Here is a 17,409-nt window from a genome sequence, read left to right on the forward strand (position 1 = left end):
TCCATACCGACACGTCTCCATGTCTCACCCGGACCCCGATCAGCTCGCCGCACGCATTCCCCTTTGCCTGACACGGGACCATGACGCCCTTCGCAAGGAGCTGGACCGCGCCCGCCGCCGGCTCCGGACCGGCAAACCCGCCGACCGTCTCCTGGAACGCCTGACCGGCCGGATCGAAGCCTCGGTCCTGGCCCGTGAACAACGCCGCCAGGCCCTGCCCTCGCCGAACTTCCCCGACGATCTGCCCGTCAGCGCCCATCGGGAGGAGATCGCTCGTCTGATCCAGGCCCATCAGGTGGTGGTGATCTGCGGCGAGACCGGCTCGGGCAAGACCACCCAGCTGCCCAAGATCTGCCTGTCCCTGGGCCGGGGGACCGATGGCCTCATCGGCCACACCCAGCCCCGGCGCATCGCCGCCCGCTCGGTGGCGAGCCGCATTGCCGAGGAACTGAACAGCCCCCTGGGGGAGCAGGTGGGCTTCAAGGTGCGCTTCTCCGATCATGTCGGCCCCCGCACCCTGGTCAAGCTCATGACCGACGGCATCCTGCTGGCGGAACTGCGCTCGGACCCACTACTGAGTGCCTACGACACCCTCATTATCGACGAGGCCCATGAGCGCAGCCTCAACATCGACTTCCTGCTGGGCTATCTCAAGCGTCTGCTACCCCGGCGGCCGGACCTCAAGCTCATCATCACCTCCGCCACCCTGGACCCGGAACGCATCGCCCGCCACTTCGCCGATGCCCCCGTCTACGAAGTCCCCGGCCGCACCTACCCGGTGGAGATCCGCTACCGCCCGGTCACCGGCGAGGATGACGCCGACACCGAACGGGATCTGAATGAGGCCCTGCTGGCGGCGGTGGATGAACTGGCCCAGGCCGGTCCCGGCGACATTCTGGTGTTCCTGCCCGGAGAGCGGGAGATCCGCGAAGCCGCCGAGGCCCTGCGCAAGCACCATCCCCGGCATACGGAGATCCTGCCCCTCTACGCCCGGCTGTCGGCGGCGGAACAGAACCAGGTCTTTGCCCCCCACACCGGCCGGCGGGTGGTACTGGCCACCAACGTGGCCGAAACCGCCCTCACCGTGCCGGGCATCCGCTATGTGATCGATTCGGGGCTGGTGCGCATTGCCCGCTATGCCTGGCGTTCCCGCATCCAGCGCCTGTCCCTGGAGCCGGTCTCCCAGGCCTCCGCCAACCAGCGGGCGGGGCGCTGCGGGCGCCTGGGGCCGGGGATCTGCATCCGCCTCTACGGCGAGGAGGACTTCCAGCTTCGCCCGGCGTACACCGACCCGGAGATCCTGCGCTCCAACCTGGCCTCGGTGATCCTGCAGATGGCCCACCTGAACCTGGGCGATCCGGAGGATTTTCCCTTCGTGGAGCCGCCGGACTCCCGTCTGATCCGGGACGGCTTCAAGCTGCTGCAGACCCTGCGGGCAGTGGACGATGCCCACGGCATCACCGCCACGGGCCGGCAACTGGCCCGGCTGCCGGTGGACCCGACCCTGGGGGCCATGCTGCTGGCAGCGGCCCGGGAGCAGGCACTGGCGGAAGTGACCCTGATCGTGGCCTTTCTGGCCCTCCAGGACCCGCGGGAACGCCCCGCCGAGAAACGTCAGGCCGCCGACGAGGCCCACGCCCGATTCCGGGAACCGGGATCGGACTTCCTGGGTTACCTGAAGCTGTGGGCCGCCTGGCGGGAACAGTCCCGCCATCTGTCCAAGGCCAAGCTGCGGGCCTGGTGCCGGGAGCATTTCCTGTCCTTCATCCGCATGCGGGAATGGCAGGATCTGCACGGCCAGCTACGCCAGAGCCTGCGGGAGATGGACCTGAAGGAGAACCAGGAACCGGCCGATCCGGCGGCCATCCACCGGGCCCTGCTCACCGGGCTGGTGACCCAGGTCGGGGTGAAGACGGAAAAGCACGACTATCTGGGCGCCCGCAACCGGCGCTTTCACATCCATCCGTCTTCCGGACTGTTCAAGGGCGCCCCGGCCTGGGTCATGGCCGCCGAGATCGCCGAGACCACCCGGGTCTACGCCCGGGAATGCGCCGCCATCCGTCCGGAGTGGCTGGAAACGGTGGCGGGTCATCTGCTCAAGCACCACTACCATGAACCCCATTTCGAACCCCGCCAGGGCACCGTGGCGGCCTGGGACCGGGTGACCCTGTTCGGGCTGATCGTCAACCCCCGGCGCAAGGTGAACTATGGCCGGGTGGACCCGGCGGATGCCCGTCGAGTGTTCATCCGCGAGGGTCTGGTGGCGGGTCGGCTGCGTAGCCGTGCCCCTGCCCTGGCCCACAACCAGGCCCTGATCCGGGAGATCGAGGACCTGGAAGCCCGCGGACGGCGCCGGGATCTGCTGGCGGACGAGCAGGTGCTCTACGATTTTTACGATGGCCGTCTGCCGGCCACAGTCCATGACGGCGCGGGCTTTGAACGCTGGCGCAAGCAGGCGGAGCGGGATGATCCCTCCCTGCTGCGTCTGGACCGGGACACCCTGCTGCAGCGCGAGGCCCCGGACCTGGGCGGGGAGCGCTTCCCGGACGTGCTGGAGAGCGGTGGCCTGCGGCTGCCCCTGAGTTACCGTTTTGAACCGGGCCACGAGGCGGACGGCGTCACCCTCACCCTGCCCCTGGCGGCCCTCAATGCCCTGGACCCTGATCGGGGGGACTGGCTGGTGCCGGGTCTGCTGGAGGAAAAGCTCGCCGCCCTGATCAAGACCCTGCCCAAATCCCTGCGCCGCCATTTCGTGCCGGCCCCGGAGTTCGCCCGGGCGGCCCTGGCCCGGCTGGGAGAGCCCGAGGGCGAGTTGATCCCGGCCCTGACCCGGGCCTTGCGCCAGATCACCGGCACCGACGTCCCTCTGGACCAATGGCAGCCCGAGCGCCTGGAACCCCATCTGCAACTGCGCTACCAGGTGGTGGACGCCCAGGGCAAGACCCTGGTGACCGGCCGGGATCTGCAGGCCCTCAAGGACAGCTTGTCCGGACGGGCGGTGGAGAGCTTCGAGGCTCACCGGCCCGAGGACATGGAACGGGACGGTCTTACCGACTGGGATTTCGGCCCCCTGACGGAGTACGTGGAATTCCGTCAGCACGGCGCCACCCTGCGGGGCTATCCAGCCCTGGAGGACCGGGGCGACAGCGTGGCCCTGATCCTGGCGGACAGTCCGGCCCGGGCCGGACAGATCCATCGTGCCGGCCTGCGACGGCTGTTCATGCTGGGGGCAAGGGAGCCGGTGAAGTACCTGTACCGAAACCTGCCGGACATTCAGCGCCTGTGCCTGCAGTACAACCCCGTGGATCGCTGCGAGGCCCTCAAGGATGACCTGGTGTTTGCGGCGGTGGAGCGGGTATTCATGGCCGAGCCCTGGCCCACGGACGCGGAAGGGTTTCGGCAGCGCCTGGAGGCGGGCCGGGGCGAACTGGTGGCGACGGCCAATGCCCTGTGCGCCCTGGCGGGGGAGATCCTGGCCGTCTACCAGCGCATCCGCGCCCGCCTCAAGGGCGCCCTGCCCCTGTCCTGGGTGGAGGCGGCGGGAGACATCCGGGACCAGTTGGAACACCTGATCCATCCCCACTGCCTGCTGGAAACGCCGCCGGACCGGCTGGCCCAGTATCCCCGTTATCTGGCGGCCATCGAGCGGCGCATGGAACGGCTGGACCATGCGCCGGACAAGGACCGGCGCGCCCGGGTGGACGTGGAACCCCTGTGGGAGGACTGCAAGGCCCGCCGGGCGGCCGGACGCACCGGCGGCGAGTGGTCGCGCTACCGCTGGCTGATCGAGGAATTACGGGTGTCCCTGTTTGCCCAGGAACTGGGGACGGTGGAGAAGGTGTCGGTGAAGCGACTGGAGGACCTGCGCAAGAGCCTGGATCGGGCGTGAAGGACGGCGGGGAGCGCAGAACGAAAACCGGGTGACCGGGTCAATGGGTATATCACCCGAACCCTGCCCCGCCATGCCCCACACAGCCCACCACCTGCACAACCGCCTGCAGTCCCTCGCCCTGGTGGGGGCCATGGTGCTGTTGCTGGGGACCATCGCCTGGCTCATCGGCGGCCCGGTTCACAGTACCGGGGTGGTGACCGCGGTGGTGGTGCTCTATTTTCTCAACCCCATGGCCTCGCCCGGCCTGGTGATGCGCATGTATCAGGGTTACCGGCTTGATCCCCGGTACGCCCCGGTGCTGCTGGAGATCATGGACCAGCTCGCCGGCCGCGCCGGCCTGCCCCGGGCTCCCACCCTGCACTATGTCCCCACCCGGATGATGAATGCCTTCGCCGTGGGCGACCGACGGCAGGCCGCCGTGGCCGTCTCCGACGGCCTTCTGCGGCGCCTGAGCCTGCGTGAGCTGACCGCCGTGCTGGCCCATGAAATCAGCCATGTGGCCCACAATGACCTGCGCACCATGACCTTTGCCGATCTGTCCTCCCGGCTCACGGTCCTTTTGTCCCTGTTCGGCCAGGTCCTGCTGATCATCAACCTGCCCTTGCTGATCATGGGACATGCCACCATTCACTGGGGCGCCATCCTGCTGCTGATCTTCGCCCCCAGCCTGACCACCCTGTTCCAGCTGGCCCTCTCCCGTAGCCGGGAATATGAGGCGGACCTGGGCGCGGCCCGCCTCACTGGCGATCCGGTCGGTCTGGCCATGGCCCTGGACAAGCTGGAGCGGGTGCAGGGCGGCCTGCTGGAACAGGTGCTGCTGCCGGGCCGCCGTGCCCCGGAACCCTCCTGGCTGCGCACCCATCCCGCCACCCGCGACCGGATCGACCGCCTTCGGCAACTGGACCAGACACTGCCCCATGGCCCCCTGCCCCTGCCGGCCGTGGCCTATGACCCGCGCCCGATCCTGGAGCAGATCCCGGCCAGACCCCGCTGGCTCATCGGCAGGTCGTGGTTTTGATGCACTGCAGCTTTCTAGAGTAATCTCTTGACTTCCTGCATTGCGGACGCATCGCGAGAGATCCCATGGACACACTGCTCATCATCAAGACCGGTACCAAGATCGACTCTCTTCAGGACTTTCCCGGGGATTACGAAGACTGGATCGCCGCCGGCATGGACTGGCCCCAAACCCAAACGAAGGTGGTGGATGTCCAGGCCGGTGATCCGCTGCCGGCACCAGGGGACGTTGTCGGCGTGGTCATCACCGGCTCCGGCGCCATGGTCACGGAGGAGGCCCCCTGGATCCAGCAGACCGCCGACTGGCTGGCGCGCGCGGTATCAGCCGGTGTGCCGATCCTGGGAATCTGCTTCGGCCACCAGATCCTGGCCCACGCCCTGGGCGGCCGGGTGGACTGGAATCCCCGGGGGATCGAGGTGGGCACGGTGGAGGTCCGGCTCCACGGCGAGGCCGCCGAAGACCCCCTGTTCTCGGTGCTGCCGGGCCGGTTCTACGGCCAGGTCAGCCACAGCCAGTCGGTGGTGGCGTTGCCGCCCGGGGCGATGGCACTGGGCGAGAGCGACATGGAGGCCCACCAGGGGTTCGTGGTGAACGGGTGCGCCTGGGGGGTGCAGTTTCATCCGGAGTTCGATGAACGCATCACCCCCCATTACGTCATGTACTACCGGGACCGGCTGGCGGAACAGGGGCGGCAGATCGACGGCCTGCTGGCTAACATCCGGCCGACCCCGGAGAGCAGTCGGGTACTGCGGCGGTTCGGGGAGTGGCTCAAGACCCCGCGCTGACCGGATTTCCCTCCCGTTTCCAGCGCCGCCAGAGCCCCTTTTCCAGTTCCACCAGCAGCAGTACGAACACACCGTAGCCCAGGATCAGGCCCCAGTGCTGCAATGACAGCGGCGCGCTCTGGAACAGCAGGTTCATCCACGGTGTGTAGACGAACAGGAGCTGGACCATCCACATCGCCCCGATCCCCCACCAGATCCAGGGATTGGAAAACGGATGGGTGCGAAACACGCTGCGGGAGAGGGAACGGCAGTTGAGCAGGAAGAAGCTCTGCACCACCACGAACAGGCTCACCGCCAGGGTGCGGGCCTCCTCCAGGCTCGCACCCTGGGCCAGTGACCACTGGAACAGACCGAAGGCCCCCACCAGCAGCAAGGCACTGACCGAGAAGATGCGGCCGATGATTTCGCCGCTGAGGATCGGCGCATCGGGCCGACGGGGCGCCCGGGCCATGATCCCCGGCTCCCGGGGTTCGAAGGCCAGCATCAGGCCCAGGAACACCGCCGTGGTCATGTTCAGCCACAGGGCCTGCACCGGCAGCACCGGCAGGGTCAGGCCCAGCAGGATGGCCACCATGATCACCAGCCCTTGCCCCAGGTTGGTGGGCAGGACCCAGGTGATGAACTTGATCAGGTTGTCGAAGACGTTGCGCCCCTCCTCCACCGCCGCCTCGATGGAGCTGAAATTGTCGTCCGCCAGCACCATGTCCGAGGCATCCCGGGACACTTCCGTGCCGTTGATCCCCATGGCGATGCCGATGTCGGCCCGCTTGAGGGCGGGGGCATCGTTGACCCCGTCACCGGTCATGGCCACCACATGGCCCCGGGCCTGCAGGGCCTCCACCAGCCGGAGCTTCTGCTCCGGCGCCACCCGGGCAAAGACCGAGACCTGGTCGGCGGCCTTGCTCAATTCATCCGGCGGCAACTCCGCCAACTGGCGCCCGGTCAATGCCCGTCGCTGATCCTTGTCTTCATCCCGGATGATGCCGATGCGTTCGGCAATGGCGCGGGCGGTGAGGACATGGTCGCCTGTGATCATCTTCACCCGGATGCCGGCCTTGCGGCACAGGGCCACGGAATGGATCACTTCCTCCCTGGGCGGATCGATCATGGCCTGCAGGCCCAGGAAGATCAGCCGATCCTCGTCCTTGTCCGGGTCGGGAACATCCAGCCGGTTGGCATCGGTCTCACCCATGGCAAAGGCCAGCACCCGCAGACCCTGGGCCGCCAGCGCCTCCGCTTGTGCCTGTAATTGTTCCCGATGGATCGGTACCCGCTCTCCCTCGGCATTCATGGCCCGATTGCAATGGGCGATCACCCGCTCCGCCGACCCCTTCATGTAGACCCGGTGGCCCTCATCATGGCGGTGCAGCGTGGCCATGTACTGTCGATCCGACTCGAAGGGAATGACATCGACACGGTGCAGCCGACCACGCATGTCGTGACGGTCGAACCCGGCCTTGAGGGCGCTGGCGATCAGTGCCCCTTCGGTGGGATCGCCGTGGACGCTCCAGCGACCGTCCCGTTCCACCAGCTCACTGTCATTGCTCAGCAGGCCGGCCAGCAGGCAATGGTACAGGGCCTGATGGTGAGCAGCGGGAGCCTCGACCGGGCTGCCGTCCCTCAGAATCCGGCCTTCGGGATTGTAGCCGCTCCCGGTGAGTTCGAATTCCGTATCGGCGGCGATGATCCGCTGCACCGTCATCTGGTTCTCGGTCAGGGTGCCGGTCTTGTCGGAGCAGATCACGGTGGTGGACCCCAGGGTCTCTACCGCCGGCAGCTTGCGGATGATGGCGTTGCGCAGGGCCATGCGGCGTACCCCGATGGCCAGGGTGATGGTGACCACCGCCGGCAGTCCCTCCGGGATGGCGGCCACCGCCAGGGCCACGGCGGCGATGAAGGTGTCCACCCAGTCCTGGCCGTAGAGCAGGCCCACGCCGAAGGTGATGCCGGCCAGCACCAGGATCACCCAAAGCAGGATCCTGCTGAAGGCGTTGATCTTGCGGGTCAACGGGGTTTCCAGGGTGACGGCGTCATTGATCATGCCGGCGATCTTGCCGGTCTCGGTACGATCGCCGGTGCCGATGACCACGCCCCGGCCGGTACCGTAGGTCACCAGGGTGCCAGCAAATCCCATATTGCCGCGATCCGCCAGCACCGTGTCCCGGGCCAGCTGTCCGGGCTGCTTGTCCACCGGCACGGACTCCCCGGTGAGGGCGGACTCGTCGATCTGCAGATCCCGGCAGGACAACAGACGCAGATCGGCCGGGACCTTGTCGCCGGAAGCCAGCAGGACAATGTCGCCGGGCACCAGATCGGCGGCGGCAATGGTGATGCGGCTACCGTCCCGGACCACGGCGGCGGATGAGGAGAGCATGCCCTTGAGGGCATTGATGGCATCCTCGGCCTTGGACTCCTGAACGAAACCGATGACGGCATTGATGAGGACGACGCCGAAGATGACCGCGGAATCGATGTATTCCCCAAGCGCCAGGGTCACGACCGAGGCGATGAGCAGGATGTAGATCAGGGGATTGTGAAACTGCAGCAGCAGGCGCTTAAGCCAGGAGGTCTGCCGGGCCGCCGTCAGGGTGTTGGGGCCGTGGGTGGCCAGACGTTCGCGGGCCTGCTGTTCCGTGAGACCGTGCTGCTCGTGGGTGTCCAGGGTTTCGAGCACTTCGTCATGGTGCAGGTGATGCCAGAGATCCTTGAGGGGAGTTTCCATGGATTGCGTCTCGGTCGGGTGACTGTGTGCGGGTCCATCCAAAGGACGGGACAAGGTAGCGCAAGCGCGGCCTATCCGGGCGGCAGCAGCAGACCGTCCAGAATACGACGGATCATGGCGGGCGTATCCTTCAACAGATCAAAGTATTCCGGCTCCAGCAGCCACGCATAGAACAGGCCGGTGAAATAAAGTTCCAGGGTGAGCTGCCCCATTTCCGGCGTCACCCCGGGGCGCAGTCGCCCCGCCACCTGGGCCGCCTGGAAACATTCCAGCATGACCCGGGCCGCCCGGCGCCGCCCTTCCAGTTCCGCATCCCGCCAGACCTGGTTGTCCGCCTCCCGCTCCCGACGGTGAAAGACGATGGTATACACCCGCTGCACCTGGGCATCGCCGGCCAACGTCTCCAACGCCGCAAGACAGAGCCGTTCGATGACCTCGGCGGGGTCCGCGTCAGGCTCCCGGACGAATTCGTCCCGCAGCCGTTCCAGCGGCAGACGCACCCGGTCCAGCATGGCCCCGTAGAGGGCCGCCTTGTCGCGGAAATGCCAGTAGATGGCCCCCCGGGTCATGCCCGCCTCGCGCGCGATGGCCTCCAGGCTGGCCCGGGAAACCCCTTGTTCCAGAAAGACTTTTTCCGCCGCATCCAGCAACAGGTTTCGTGTCTGTTCGGCTTCTTCTTTGGTGCGTCGCATGGTTCCCGCGCTTGACAGTCAGAATTTCGGACCTATTATACATGCACGTCTGTATGTTTCTGTAAACACCCCCGCTCCGGAGACTCGCTCCATGTCCACCCCCTCCCGTACCCGCCGGGCCCTGCCCGCCGCCGGCCTGACCGCGACCCTGCTCGCCGCCCTCTGGCTGTCCGCCTGCGGCAGCGGCGACGAAGCCGCGGGTAACGGGTCCGGCGGCATGCCCCCGCCGCCGGTGACCCTGAGCACCCTGACCGCGGAGGATGTGAAGGTCCGTGGCGACTACGCCGGGCGGGTGCGCGGCTCACGGGAAGTGGAAGTGCGCGCCCGGGTGGACGGGATTCTGGAAGAACGGCTCTACGTGGAAGGGCAGGCCGTCGGCCAGGGCACTCCGCTGTTCCGCATCGACCCCGAGCCTTACGAGATCGCCCTGAAGATGGCCGAGGCGGAACAGGCCAACGCCCAGGCCGGACTGAATCAGGCGCAGCGGGAATGGAACCGGATCTCCGACCTGTATCAGCGCAACGTGGTCAGTACCCGGGACCGGGATCAGGCCCTGTCCGAACTGGAACTGGCCCGCGCCCGGGTGGATCTGGCCCGTGCCTCGGTCGCCGATGCCCAGCGTAATCTGCGCTATACCACCGTGGTGGCGCCCATCGAAGGCACCACGGAACTGGAAAGCCTGCCCGAGGGGAGTCTCATCAGTCAGGGCACCCTGCTCACCTCCCTGACCCAGCATGATCCCGTCCATGTGCGTTTCTCCCTGCCGGAGCAGGATGCCGCCATCCAGCGCACCGCCCGCCAGGCCATGATGGGGCGCGAAGAAGTCCAGAGCCACGAGGTCCAGTTGCTGCTGCCCGACGGCAGCCTGTATGAACACACGGGCCAGGTGGACTTCACCGACAGCAGCATCGATCCCCGCACCGGCACCGTCTCCGCCCGCGCCGTGTTTCCCAACCCGGACCGTTTGGTGGTCCCTGGTCAGTTCGTGCGGGTGCGCATCATGGTGCAGGAGCTCAAGGACGTGTTCCTGATCGATCCGACCGCGGTCAGCCAGGACCGGGACGGCCCCCGGGTCTTCCTGGTGGACGATGAGGATACCGCCCACGCCCGGCACGTGCGTCTGGGACCGATGGTGGATGGCCGGCAGGTGATCCTGGACGGGCTCTCGGCCGGTGAACGCCTGGTGATCAACGGCCACGTGGGCCTGCGTGACGGCGTCAAGGTCTCTCCCGTGAATGCTCAGGGACGGGACCAGTAATGTTGCGCTTCTTCATTGATCGACCGATCTTTTCATCCGTCATCTCCATCATCATCATCGTCGCGGGGCTGGCCTCGCTGCGGGCGCTGCCCATCGAGCAGTACCCGGACGTGGTGCCGCCCCAGATCGTGGTCCAGGCCAGCTACCCCGGCGCCAGCGCCCAGGTGCTGTCGGAGTCGGTGGCGGCGCCCCTGGAGCAGGAGATCAACGGGGTGGACAACATGATCTACATGGAGTCCTCCAGTACCGACGCCGGCACCATCCAGATCACCGTGACCTTCGAGATGGGCACGGACCCGGACCAGGCCGCCATCAACGTCAACAACCGGGTTCAGGCCGCCCTGCCCCGCCTGCCCCAGCAAGTGCGCGACCAGGGGGTGCGGGTACAGGCCCGCTCCACCAACATCCTGCTGGTGACGGTGCTCAGTTCCCCGGACGGCCGTTACGACCCCATCTTCATCAGCAACTACGCCCTGCTCAACGTGCTGGACGAGTTGGTACGCCTGCCCGGCGTGGGAGATGCTTCCCTGTTCGGGGCTCAGGACTACTCCATGCGCATCTGGCTGCGGCCGGACAAGCTGGCCCAGTTCGATCTCACCCCGTCCGACGTGGCCAATGCCATCCGGCAGCAGAATGCCCAGTTCGCCGCCGGGCGCCTGGGCGCCGAACCCGCCCCGGTGGATCAGGCCTTCACCTTCACCGTGACCACCCGCGGACAGCTGGCGGACCCGGCGGAATTCGAACGCATCATCCTGCGCGCCCAACCCGACGGCAGCACCCTGCGACTGGGGGACGTGGCCCGGGCTGAACTGGGGGCGCAGAACTACGCCTTCTCCGCCACCCATAACGGCCGCCCCACGGTGCCCATGGGCATCTACCTGCAACCCGGGGCCAACGCCCTGGACACGGCCCGGGCGGTGCGTGCCGCGCTGGGTGAGCTTTCGGAACGTTTCCCGGAAGGGCTGACCTATCACATCCCCTACGACACCACCGAGTTCGTGGAGATCTCCATCCGCGAGGTGTTCATCACCCTGTTCATTGCGGTGGGTCTGGTGATCCTGGTCACCTTCCTGTTCCTGCAGCACCTGCGCGCCACCCTGATCCCGGTGGCGGCGATTCCCGTGTCCCTGATCGGCACCTTCGCCGGCATGCAGGCACTGGGGTTTTCCGTCAACCTGCTGACCCTGTTCGGACTGGTGCTGGCCATCGGCATCGTGGTGGACAACGCCATCATCGTGATGGAAAACGTGGAACGCCTGATGGCGGAAAAGGGCCTCAAGGCCCGCGAGGCCTCGATCCAGACCATGCAGCAGGTGGCGGGCGCCGTGGTGGCCTCCACCCTGGTCCTGGTGGCGGTGTTCGCGCCGGTGGCCTTCCTCGGCGGGCTGACCGGCGAGTTGTATCGCCAGTTCGCGGTGACCATCGCGGTCTCGGTGGTGGTCTCGGGCATCGTCGCCCTCACCCTCACCCCGGCCATGTGTGCCCTGTTGCTGGACAAGCAACCCCACGCGCCCAGCGCGCCGTTCCGCCTCTTCAACCGGGTGTTTGACCGCATCACCGACGCCTTCGTGGCGACGGTGGCCTTCCTGCTGCGCCGCTGGATACTGGGTGTGGTGCTGTTTGCCGGCTTCACCGGTAGTGCCGTGTGGCTGCTGGAGCGCATGCCCACGGGACTGGTGCCCCAGGAAGACCAGGGGGTTTCCCTGGTGGTGGCACAGTTGCCGCCGGTGTCGGCCCTGGGACGCACCGAACAGGTGCGGGACGCCCTGTCCGCCCAGCTCATCGGGCAGGAGGAGATCCAGGACTTCACCTCGTTTGCCGGCTTCGACATCATCGCCGGCTCCCTGCGCACCAATGCCGCCGTGGGCTTTGCCAACCTGACCGACTGGAATGATCGCCAGGGTGAAGGACAGGATGCCGCCTCCATCGCCCGCCGCGTCATGGGCATGGGCATGGGGATTCAGGAGGCCAATGTGTTTGCCTTCATCCCACCCCCGATCATGGGCCTGTCCCTGACCGGCGGCGTGGAAGGCTATCTGCAGGTGCGGGGAGACACCAGCCCGGCGCAGATCGAGGCCCTGGCGCAGAAACTGGCGGCTCTGGGCAACGAGCGGCCGGAACTGACCAACGTGCGCAGCACCCTGACCACGGGCATCCCCCGCTACCACGCCGAGGTGGACCGGGAGAAAGCCATGGCCGCGGGCGTGCCCATCACCGAGGTCTTCGATGCCATGCGCAGCACCTTCGGTTCCCTGTATGTGAATGACTTCACCTATTCAGGACGTCTGTGGCAGGTGAACCTGCAGTCCGAAGGTGAGTTCCGCAGCCAGGCCGACGACCTGCGTCGGGTATTCGTGCGCTCCGGCAGCGGCGACATGATCCCGCTCAGTTCCCTGGTGACCCTGGAACGCACCAGCGGCGCGGACATCATCAACCGCTTCAACATCTTCCCGGCGGCCAAGATCCTGGCTGACCCGGCACCCGGCTACACCACCGGCCAGGCCAAGGAGGCCCTGGAGGCCGTGGCGGCGCAACTGAATCAGGACGCGGACACCGTGCTGGGCTGGATCGGTGAGGCCTACCAGCTGGATGCGGGGGCCGGGGCCGGCGGTGCCGCCTTCGCCCTGGGAATGCTGATGGTATTCCTGATTCTGGCGGCCCAGTACGAGCGCCTGACCCTGCCGCTGGCCGTGGCCTCGGCGGTGCCCTTCGGGGTACTGGGGGCGGTGATCGCCTCCTTTGGTCGGGGCTTCCCCAACGACATCTATTTCCAGGTGGGCTTGCTGGTGCTGATCGGTCTGGCGGCGAAGAACGCCATCCTGATCGTGGAGTTTGCGGCCCAGAACCGGCGCGAGGGAATGTCCACCACCGAGGCCGCCACGGCCGCGGCACGGCAGCGTTTCCGTGCCATCGTGATGACCGCGTTCACCTTCATCGTCGGCAGCCTGCCGCTGGTGTATGCCAGCGGTGCCGGCGCGGCCAGCCGTCAGGAGATCGGCACCGTGGTGGTGGGCGGCATGCTGGCGGCCAGTACCCTGGCCCTCCTGTTCGTGCCGCTGTTCTATAAACTGCTGGAGGACATGGCCGACTGGTGGAGGGCCCGTCGCGACCAGGCACCGCTGGAAAGCCGGTAAGTCACTGGCCTTGTACCGGCGGCATCAGACGCTGCACGCCCTGCGCCAGCGCCTGATGCCGCTCCGGGATCCAGGCATCCGGGCCAAGCAGGGCGTCCAGCCCCAACTGGGCCAGCCGCGCCCTGGGCTGGTCCTGGACGCCGGTCATGATCACCTGCACGCCCCCGTCCAGGGCACCCCGGATGGCGGCCTCCAGGGCCACCGCCGTGGTCACGCCCAGATGGGGTACCCGAGCCAGATCCACCACCAGCACACCGGCCCCTTCCAGCTTGGGTTCCTGACGGGTGATCGCCTCCGCCGCGCCGAACACCAGGGGACCGCTCAGATGCAGGATCTTCAAGCGCCCCTTGCCTTGGGCCAGCAGCGCCCGTTCCTCCGGTGACAGGTCGGCGCAGCGACCGTTGGTGTCGTTATCCTCGGGTCGCCGGGGCGGCAGGATGCAGACCGACTCCGCCTGCACGTCCGCCAGTCGCCGGATGGTCATCACGTTGGCCACGAACAGGCCGATGGCCACGGCGGTGATCAGATCCACGAACACGGTCATGGCGATCACCCCGTAGAGGATCAGGGCACCCTTGGGAGACACCCGGTGGGCACGGCGCAGAAAGCGCCAGTCGATGATGTCCAGCCCCACCTTCACCGCGATTCCGGCCAGCACCGCCAGAGGGATGTTGGCGGTGAGTCCGGCGGCCCAGATCACCACCACGGCCAGGATCAGGGCACGCACGATACCGGACAGGGCCGAACGCCCGCCGGCCTGGATGTTCACCACCGTCCCCATGGTGGCCCCCGCCCCCGGCAGGCCCCCGAACAGACCCGAGGCCAGGTTGCCCATGCCCTGCCCCACCAGTTCCTTGTCCGAGTTCGATTCATGGCGGGTCATGCTGGAGGCGATGACGGACGACAGCAGGGCATCCACGGACCCCAACAGGGCCAGCACCAGGGCGTCCACCACGATGATCAGCCACTGTTCCGCCGTGAACACCGGCAGTTGCAGGGAAGGCAGCCCGGTATTGATGGGGCCGATCACCCTTACCTGCTCACCGCCCAGCCAGTACATGACCGCCAGCGTTCCCAGCACCAGCACGATGAGTTGGGGCGGCAGATAGCGTTTCAGGCGGGCCGGCATGAACAGCAGGATGGCCAGGGTGGCGCCACCCAGCAGCAGTTCCAGCGGATCAATGGCCGCCAGCAGGCCGGGCAACCCCTGCAGGGTGCCGATCACCCCCCCCGCCGGGGTGGCATGCCCGAGCAGGCCGGGCAACTGCAGGATGATGAGGATGATGCCGATGCCGGTCATGAACCCGGAGATCACGGTGTAGGGCATCATGGTGACGTAGCGTCCCAGCTTCATGGCCCCGAAGGCCATCTGGAACACGCCGGTGAGCATCACCACGGTGAAGGCCATGGCCATGCCCTGCTCCGGATTGGCGGCGATCAGGGAGGCGATCACCGCCGTGAACACCACCGTCATGGGGCCGGTGGGTTCGGAGATCAGGGTGGGCGTACCGCCGAACAGGGCGGTGAACAGGCCGATCAGGATGGCGCCGTAAAGCCCCGCCTCCGCGCCGGCGCCGGAGGCCACGCCGAAGGCCAGGGCCATGGGCAGGGCGATCACCGCCGCCGTCACGCCGCCGAACAGGTCTCCCTTCAGATTGTTGAACCGGATCTCGTTGAAGACTCGCATCTGGGCTTCCTCATTGAGTGGCCCCATTATCGAAGGGGATTCAGTTCAACAATAATCGAATTTCGTAAATGGACTCATATCATTGAATCTATGAGTACTCCGGATTCGGGCATCGCCATGCCTGAACAGGTTCCCGAGTGTATGAAGGTCATTCCCGTAACCTGATCCGTCATTCCCGCGAAAGCGGGAATGACGGTGTAAAAGGGCACGGGCGCAGACGTGCAGACGTGACGCTCACTCATCAAATGTCATCACGACCTTCCCACCCATACATAGACTCCTGTCAATCCATTAAATAGAAACAATCGATTTATAGATATACCCACTCCTGCTGTAGCTTTCCCATAGAGCAAACGTCGCCTTCCCGTCAGAGGCGGGGCACAGACCACAGGAGCTGATGACCATGAGCGTGAAGACCTACGACGCGGGTGTGAAAGAGTACCGCGAACTCTATTGGACCCCGGACTACGTCCCCCTGGATTCCGACCTGCTGGCCTGCTTCAAGGTCACCGGACAGCCGGGAGTGCCGAGGGAAGAGGTGGCCGCCGCCGTGGCCGCCGAGTCCTCCACCGGGACCTGGAGTACGGTGTGGTCCGAACTGCTCACCGACATGGAATTCTACAAGGGGCGAGCCTACCGCATCGAGGACGTGCCCGGCGACAAGGAATCCTTCTACACCTTCATCGCCTACCCCATCGACCTGTTCGAGGAAGGCTCCATTGTCAACGTGCTCACCTCCCTAGTGGGTAACGTCTTCGGTTTCAAGGCCCTGCGCCATCTGCGCCTGGAAGACATCCGCTTCCCCCTGGCCTACGTGAAGACCTGCATGGGTCCGCCCAACGGCATCCAGGTGGAACGGGACAAGCTCAACAAGTACGGCCGCCCCCTGCTGGGCTGCACCATCAAGCCCAAGCTGGGCCTCTCGGCCAAGAACTACGGCCGCGCCGTCTATGAATGTCTGCGCGGCGGCCTGGACTTCACCAAGGACGACGAGAACGTCAACTCCCAGCCCTTCATGCGCTGGCAGAACCGCTTCGAGTTCGTGGCCGAGGCCGTGGCCGCCGCCCAGGCGGAAACCGGCGAACGCAAGGGCCACTACCTTAACGTGACCGCGCCGGACCCGGAACAGATGTACGAGCGGGCCGAGTTCGCCAAGGAACTGGGCCAGCCCATCATCATGCACGACTACATCACCGGCGGCTTCTGCGCCAATACCGGCCTGGCCAAGTGGTGCCGCAAGAACGGCATGCTGCTGCACATCCACCGGGCCATGCACGCGGTCATCGACCGTCATCCCAAGCACGGCATCCACTTCCGCGTCCTGGCCAAGTGCCTGCGCCTCTCCGGCGGCGACCATCTGCACACCGGCACCGTGGTGGGCAAGCTGGAAGGTGACCGGGCCTCCACCCTGGGCTATGTGGACCTGCTGCGGGAGTCCTTCATCCCCGAAGACCGCTCCCGCGGGATCTTCTTCGACCAGGACTGGGGCTCCATGCCCGGGGTGTTCGCCGTCGCCTCCGGCGGTATCCACGTCTGGCACATGCCCGCCCTGGTCACCATCTTCGGCGACGACTCCGTGCTGCAGTTCGGTGGCGGTACCCAGGGCCATCCCTGGGGCAATGCCGCCGGCGCCGCCGCCAACCGGGTGGCCCTGGAGGCCTGCATCAAGGCCCGCAACGAAGGCCGTGATCTGGAGCGGGAATCCCGCGAGATCCTTACCGACGCGGCCCGTCACAGCCCCGAACTGGCCATCGCCATGGAGACATGGAAAGAGATCAAGTTCGAGTTCGACACCGTGGACAAGCTGGACGCGGGCTGATCCCGCGCACCGGGCCGGATCACTCCCCCTTCCGAACATGAGGACCTGCAGACATGCCTTTCCAGAACACCATGGGTGACTACCAGACCCGACAGACCCTGGAAACCTTCGGTTTCCTGCCCCCGCTGACCCAGGAAGAGGTCTTTGACCAGATCGCCTACATCATTGCCCAGGGCTGGACGCCGGGCATCGAACATGTGCATCCGGACTTTTCCATGAACCACTACTGGACCATGTGGAAGCTGCCCTTCTTCGGCGAGGTGAACCTGGACCATGTGGCCGCCGAGTTGGAGGCCTGCCATCGGGCCTACCCGGATCACCATGTGCGGCTCACGGGCTACGACAACTACACCCAGTGCCAAGGCGCATCCTTCGTGGTGTTCGAGGGGCGGCGCTGATCAC

At 66.5% G+C, this 17,409-nt stretch carries 10 protein-coding genes; 7 read left to right on the forward strand and 3 right to left on the reverse strand.

Annotated elements, in window-relative coordinates; genetic code table 11:
* Positions 1 to 19: 19 nt before the first annotated feature.
* The 3 genes from hrpA (at position 20) to LQD11_RS11870 (ending at position 5,695) form a co-directional block, all read left to right on the forward strand.
* The gene (gene hrpA, locus LQD11_RS11860) at positions 20 to 3,889 is read left to right on the forward strand and encodes an ATP-dependent RNA helicase HrpA (RefSeq protein ID WP_238617734.1); all 3,870 of its coding nucleotides are present in this window, start codon (positions 20 to 22) and stop codon (positions 3,887 to 3,889) included.
* A 73-nt stretch (positions 3,890 to 3,962) separates the two neighbouring features.
* The gene (locus LQD11_RS11865; RefSeq protein WP_238617735.1) at positions 3,963 to 4,910 is read left to right on the forward strand and encodes a zinc metalloprotease HtpX; all 948 of its coding nucleotides are present in this window, start codon (positions 3,963 to 3,965) and stop codon (positions 4,908 to 4,910) included.
* 65 nt (positions 4,911 to 4,975) lie between these two features.
* Positions 4,976 to 5,695: a glutamine amidotransferase gene (locus LQD11_RS11870; RefSeq protein ID WP_238617736.1), complete on the forward strand. Its 720-nt coding sequence runs from the start codon at positions 4,976 to 4,978 to the stop codon at positions 5,693 to 5,695.
* Here the strand turns inward: LQD11_RS11870 and LQD11_RS11875 are convergent.
* Together LQD11_RS11875 and LQD11_RS11880 are read right to left on the reverse strand one after the other, a co-directional pair.
* Positions 5,679 to 8,417 (reverse strand): cation-transporting P-type ATPase, encoded by a 2,739-nt coding sequence (locus LQD11_RS11875; RefSeq protein WP_238617737.1) that lies wholly within the window; start codon positions 8,415 to 8,417, stop codon positions 5,679 to 5,681. The two genes, LQD11_RS11870 and LQD11_RS11875, sit on opposite strands and share 17 nt — an antisense overlap.
* Positions 8,418 to 8,488: 71 nt before the next feature.
* Positions 8,489 to 9,109: a TetR family transcriptional regulator gene (locus LQD11_RS11880; RefSeq protein ID WP_238617738.1), complete on the reverse strand. Its 621-nt coding sequence runs from the start codon at positions 9,107 to 9,109 to the stop codon at positions 8,489 to 8,491.
* Positions 9,110 to 9,200: 91 nt separating this feature from the next.
* On the opposite strand from LQD11_RS11880, the gene LQD11_RS11885 reads away from it, so the two are divergent.
* Together LQD11_RS11885 and LQD11_RS11890 are read left to right on the forward strand one after the other, a co-directional pair.
* A complete protein-coding gene (locus LQD11_RS11885; protein ID WP_238617739.1) occupies positions 9,201 to 10,367 on the forward strand; it encodes an efflux RND transporter periplasmic adaptor subunit in 1,167 nt (388 codons plus the stop codon).
* Complete coding sequence (locus tag LQD11_RS11890) at positions 10,367 to 13,501, forward strand: efflux RND transporter permease subunit (RefSeq protein ID WP_238617740.1); 3,135 nt, start codon at positions 10,367 to 10,369, stop codon at positions 13,499 to 13,501. The genes LQD11_RS11885 and LQD11_RS11890 overlap by 1 nt, the downstream gene beginning before the upstream one ends.
* 1 nt (position 13,502) lies before the next feature.
* Here LQD11_RS11890 and LQD11_RS11895 read toward each other — a convergent pair whose 3' ends face one another.
* A complete protein-coding gene (locus LQD11_RS11895; protein WP_238617741.1) occupies positions 13,503 to 15,188 on the reverse strand; it encodes a SulP family inorganic anion transporter in 1,686 nt (561 codons plus the stop codon).
* A 403-nt stretch (positions 15,189 to 15,591) separates the two neighbouring features.
* On the opposite strand from LQD11_RS11895, the gene LQD11_RS11900 reads away from it, so the two are divergent.
* Complete coding sequence (locus tag LQD11_RS11900; RefSeq protein WP_238617742.1) at positions 15,592 to 17,007, forward strand: form I ribulose bisphosphate carboxylase large subunit; 1,416 nt, start codon at positions 15,592 to 15,594, stop codon at positions 17,005 to 17,007.
* 53 nt (positions 17,008 to 17,060) lie between these two features.
* Entirely contained in the window at positions 17,061 to 17,405 is a 345-nt protein-coding gene (locus LQD11_RS11905; protein WP_090208164.1) for a ribulose bisphosphate carboxylase small subunit, read from the forward strand.
* Positions 17,406 to 17,409 lie beyond the last annotated feature (4 nt).

This window comes from Ectothiorhodospira shaposhnikovii (assembly GCF_022227765.1).
Taxonomy (GTDB): Bacteria; Pseudomonadota; Gammaproteobacteria; order Ectothiorhodospirales; family Ectothiorhodospiraceae; genus Ectothiorhodospira.

Excerpts from the sequence above, each read along its gene's own strand:
- hrpA (WP_238617734.1), top strand. The coding sequence starts at position 20 with ATGTCTCACCCGGACCCCGATCAGCTCGCCGCACGCATTCCCCTTTGC.
- LQD11_RS11865 (WP_238617735.1), top strand. The coding sequence starts at position 3,963 with ATGCCCCACACAGCCCACCACCTGCACAACCGCCTGCAGTCCCTCGCC.
- LQD11_RS11870 (WP_238617736.1), top strand. The coding sequence starts at position 4,976 with ATGGACACACTGCTCATCATCAAGACCGGTACCAAGATCGACTCTCTT.
- LQD11_RS11875 (WP_238617737.1), bottom strand. The coding sequence starts at position 8,417 with ATGGAAACTCCCCTCAAGGATCTCTGGCATCACCTGCACCATGACGAA.
- LQD11_RS11880 (WP_238617738.1), bottom strand. The coding sequence starts at position 9,109 with ATGCGACGCACCAAAGAAGAAGCCGAACAGACACGAAACCTGTTGCTG.
- LQD11_RS11885 (WP_238617739.1), top strand. The coding sequence starts at position 9,201 with ATGTCCACCCCCTCCCGTACCCGCCGGGCCCTGCCCGCCGCCGGCCTG.
- LQD11_RS11890 (WP_238617740.1), top strand. The coding sequence starts at position 10,367 with ATGTTGCGCTTCTTCATTGATCGACCGATCTTTTCATCCGTCATCTCC.
- LQD11_RS11895 (WP_238617741.1), bottom strand. The coding sequence starts at position 15,188 with ATGCGAGTCTTCAACGAGATCCGGTTCAACAATCTGAAGGGAGACCTG.
- LQD11_RS11900 (WP_238617742.1), top strand. The coding sequence starts at position 15,592 with ATGAGCGTGAAGACCTACGACGCGGGTGTGAAAGAGTACCGCGAACTC.
- LQD11_RS11905 (WP_090208164.1), top strand. The coding sequence starts at position 17,061 with ATGCCTTTCCAGAACACCATGGGTGACTACCAGACCCGACAGACCCTG.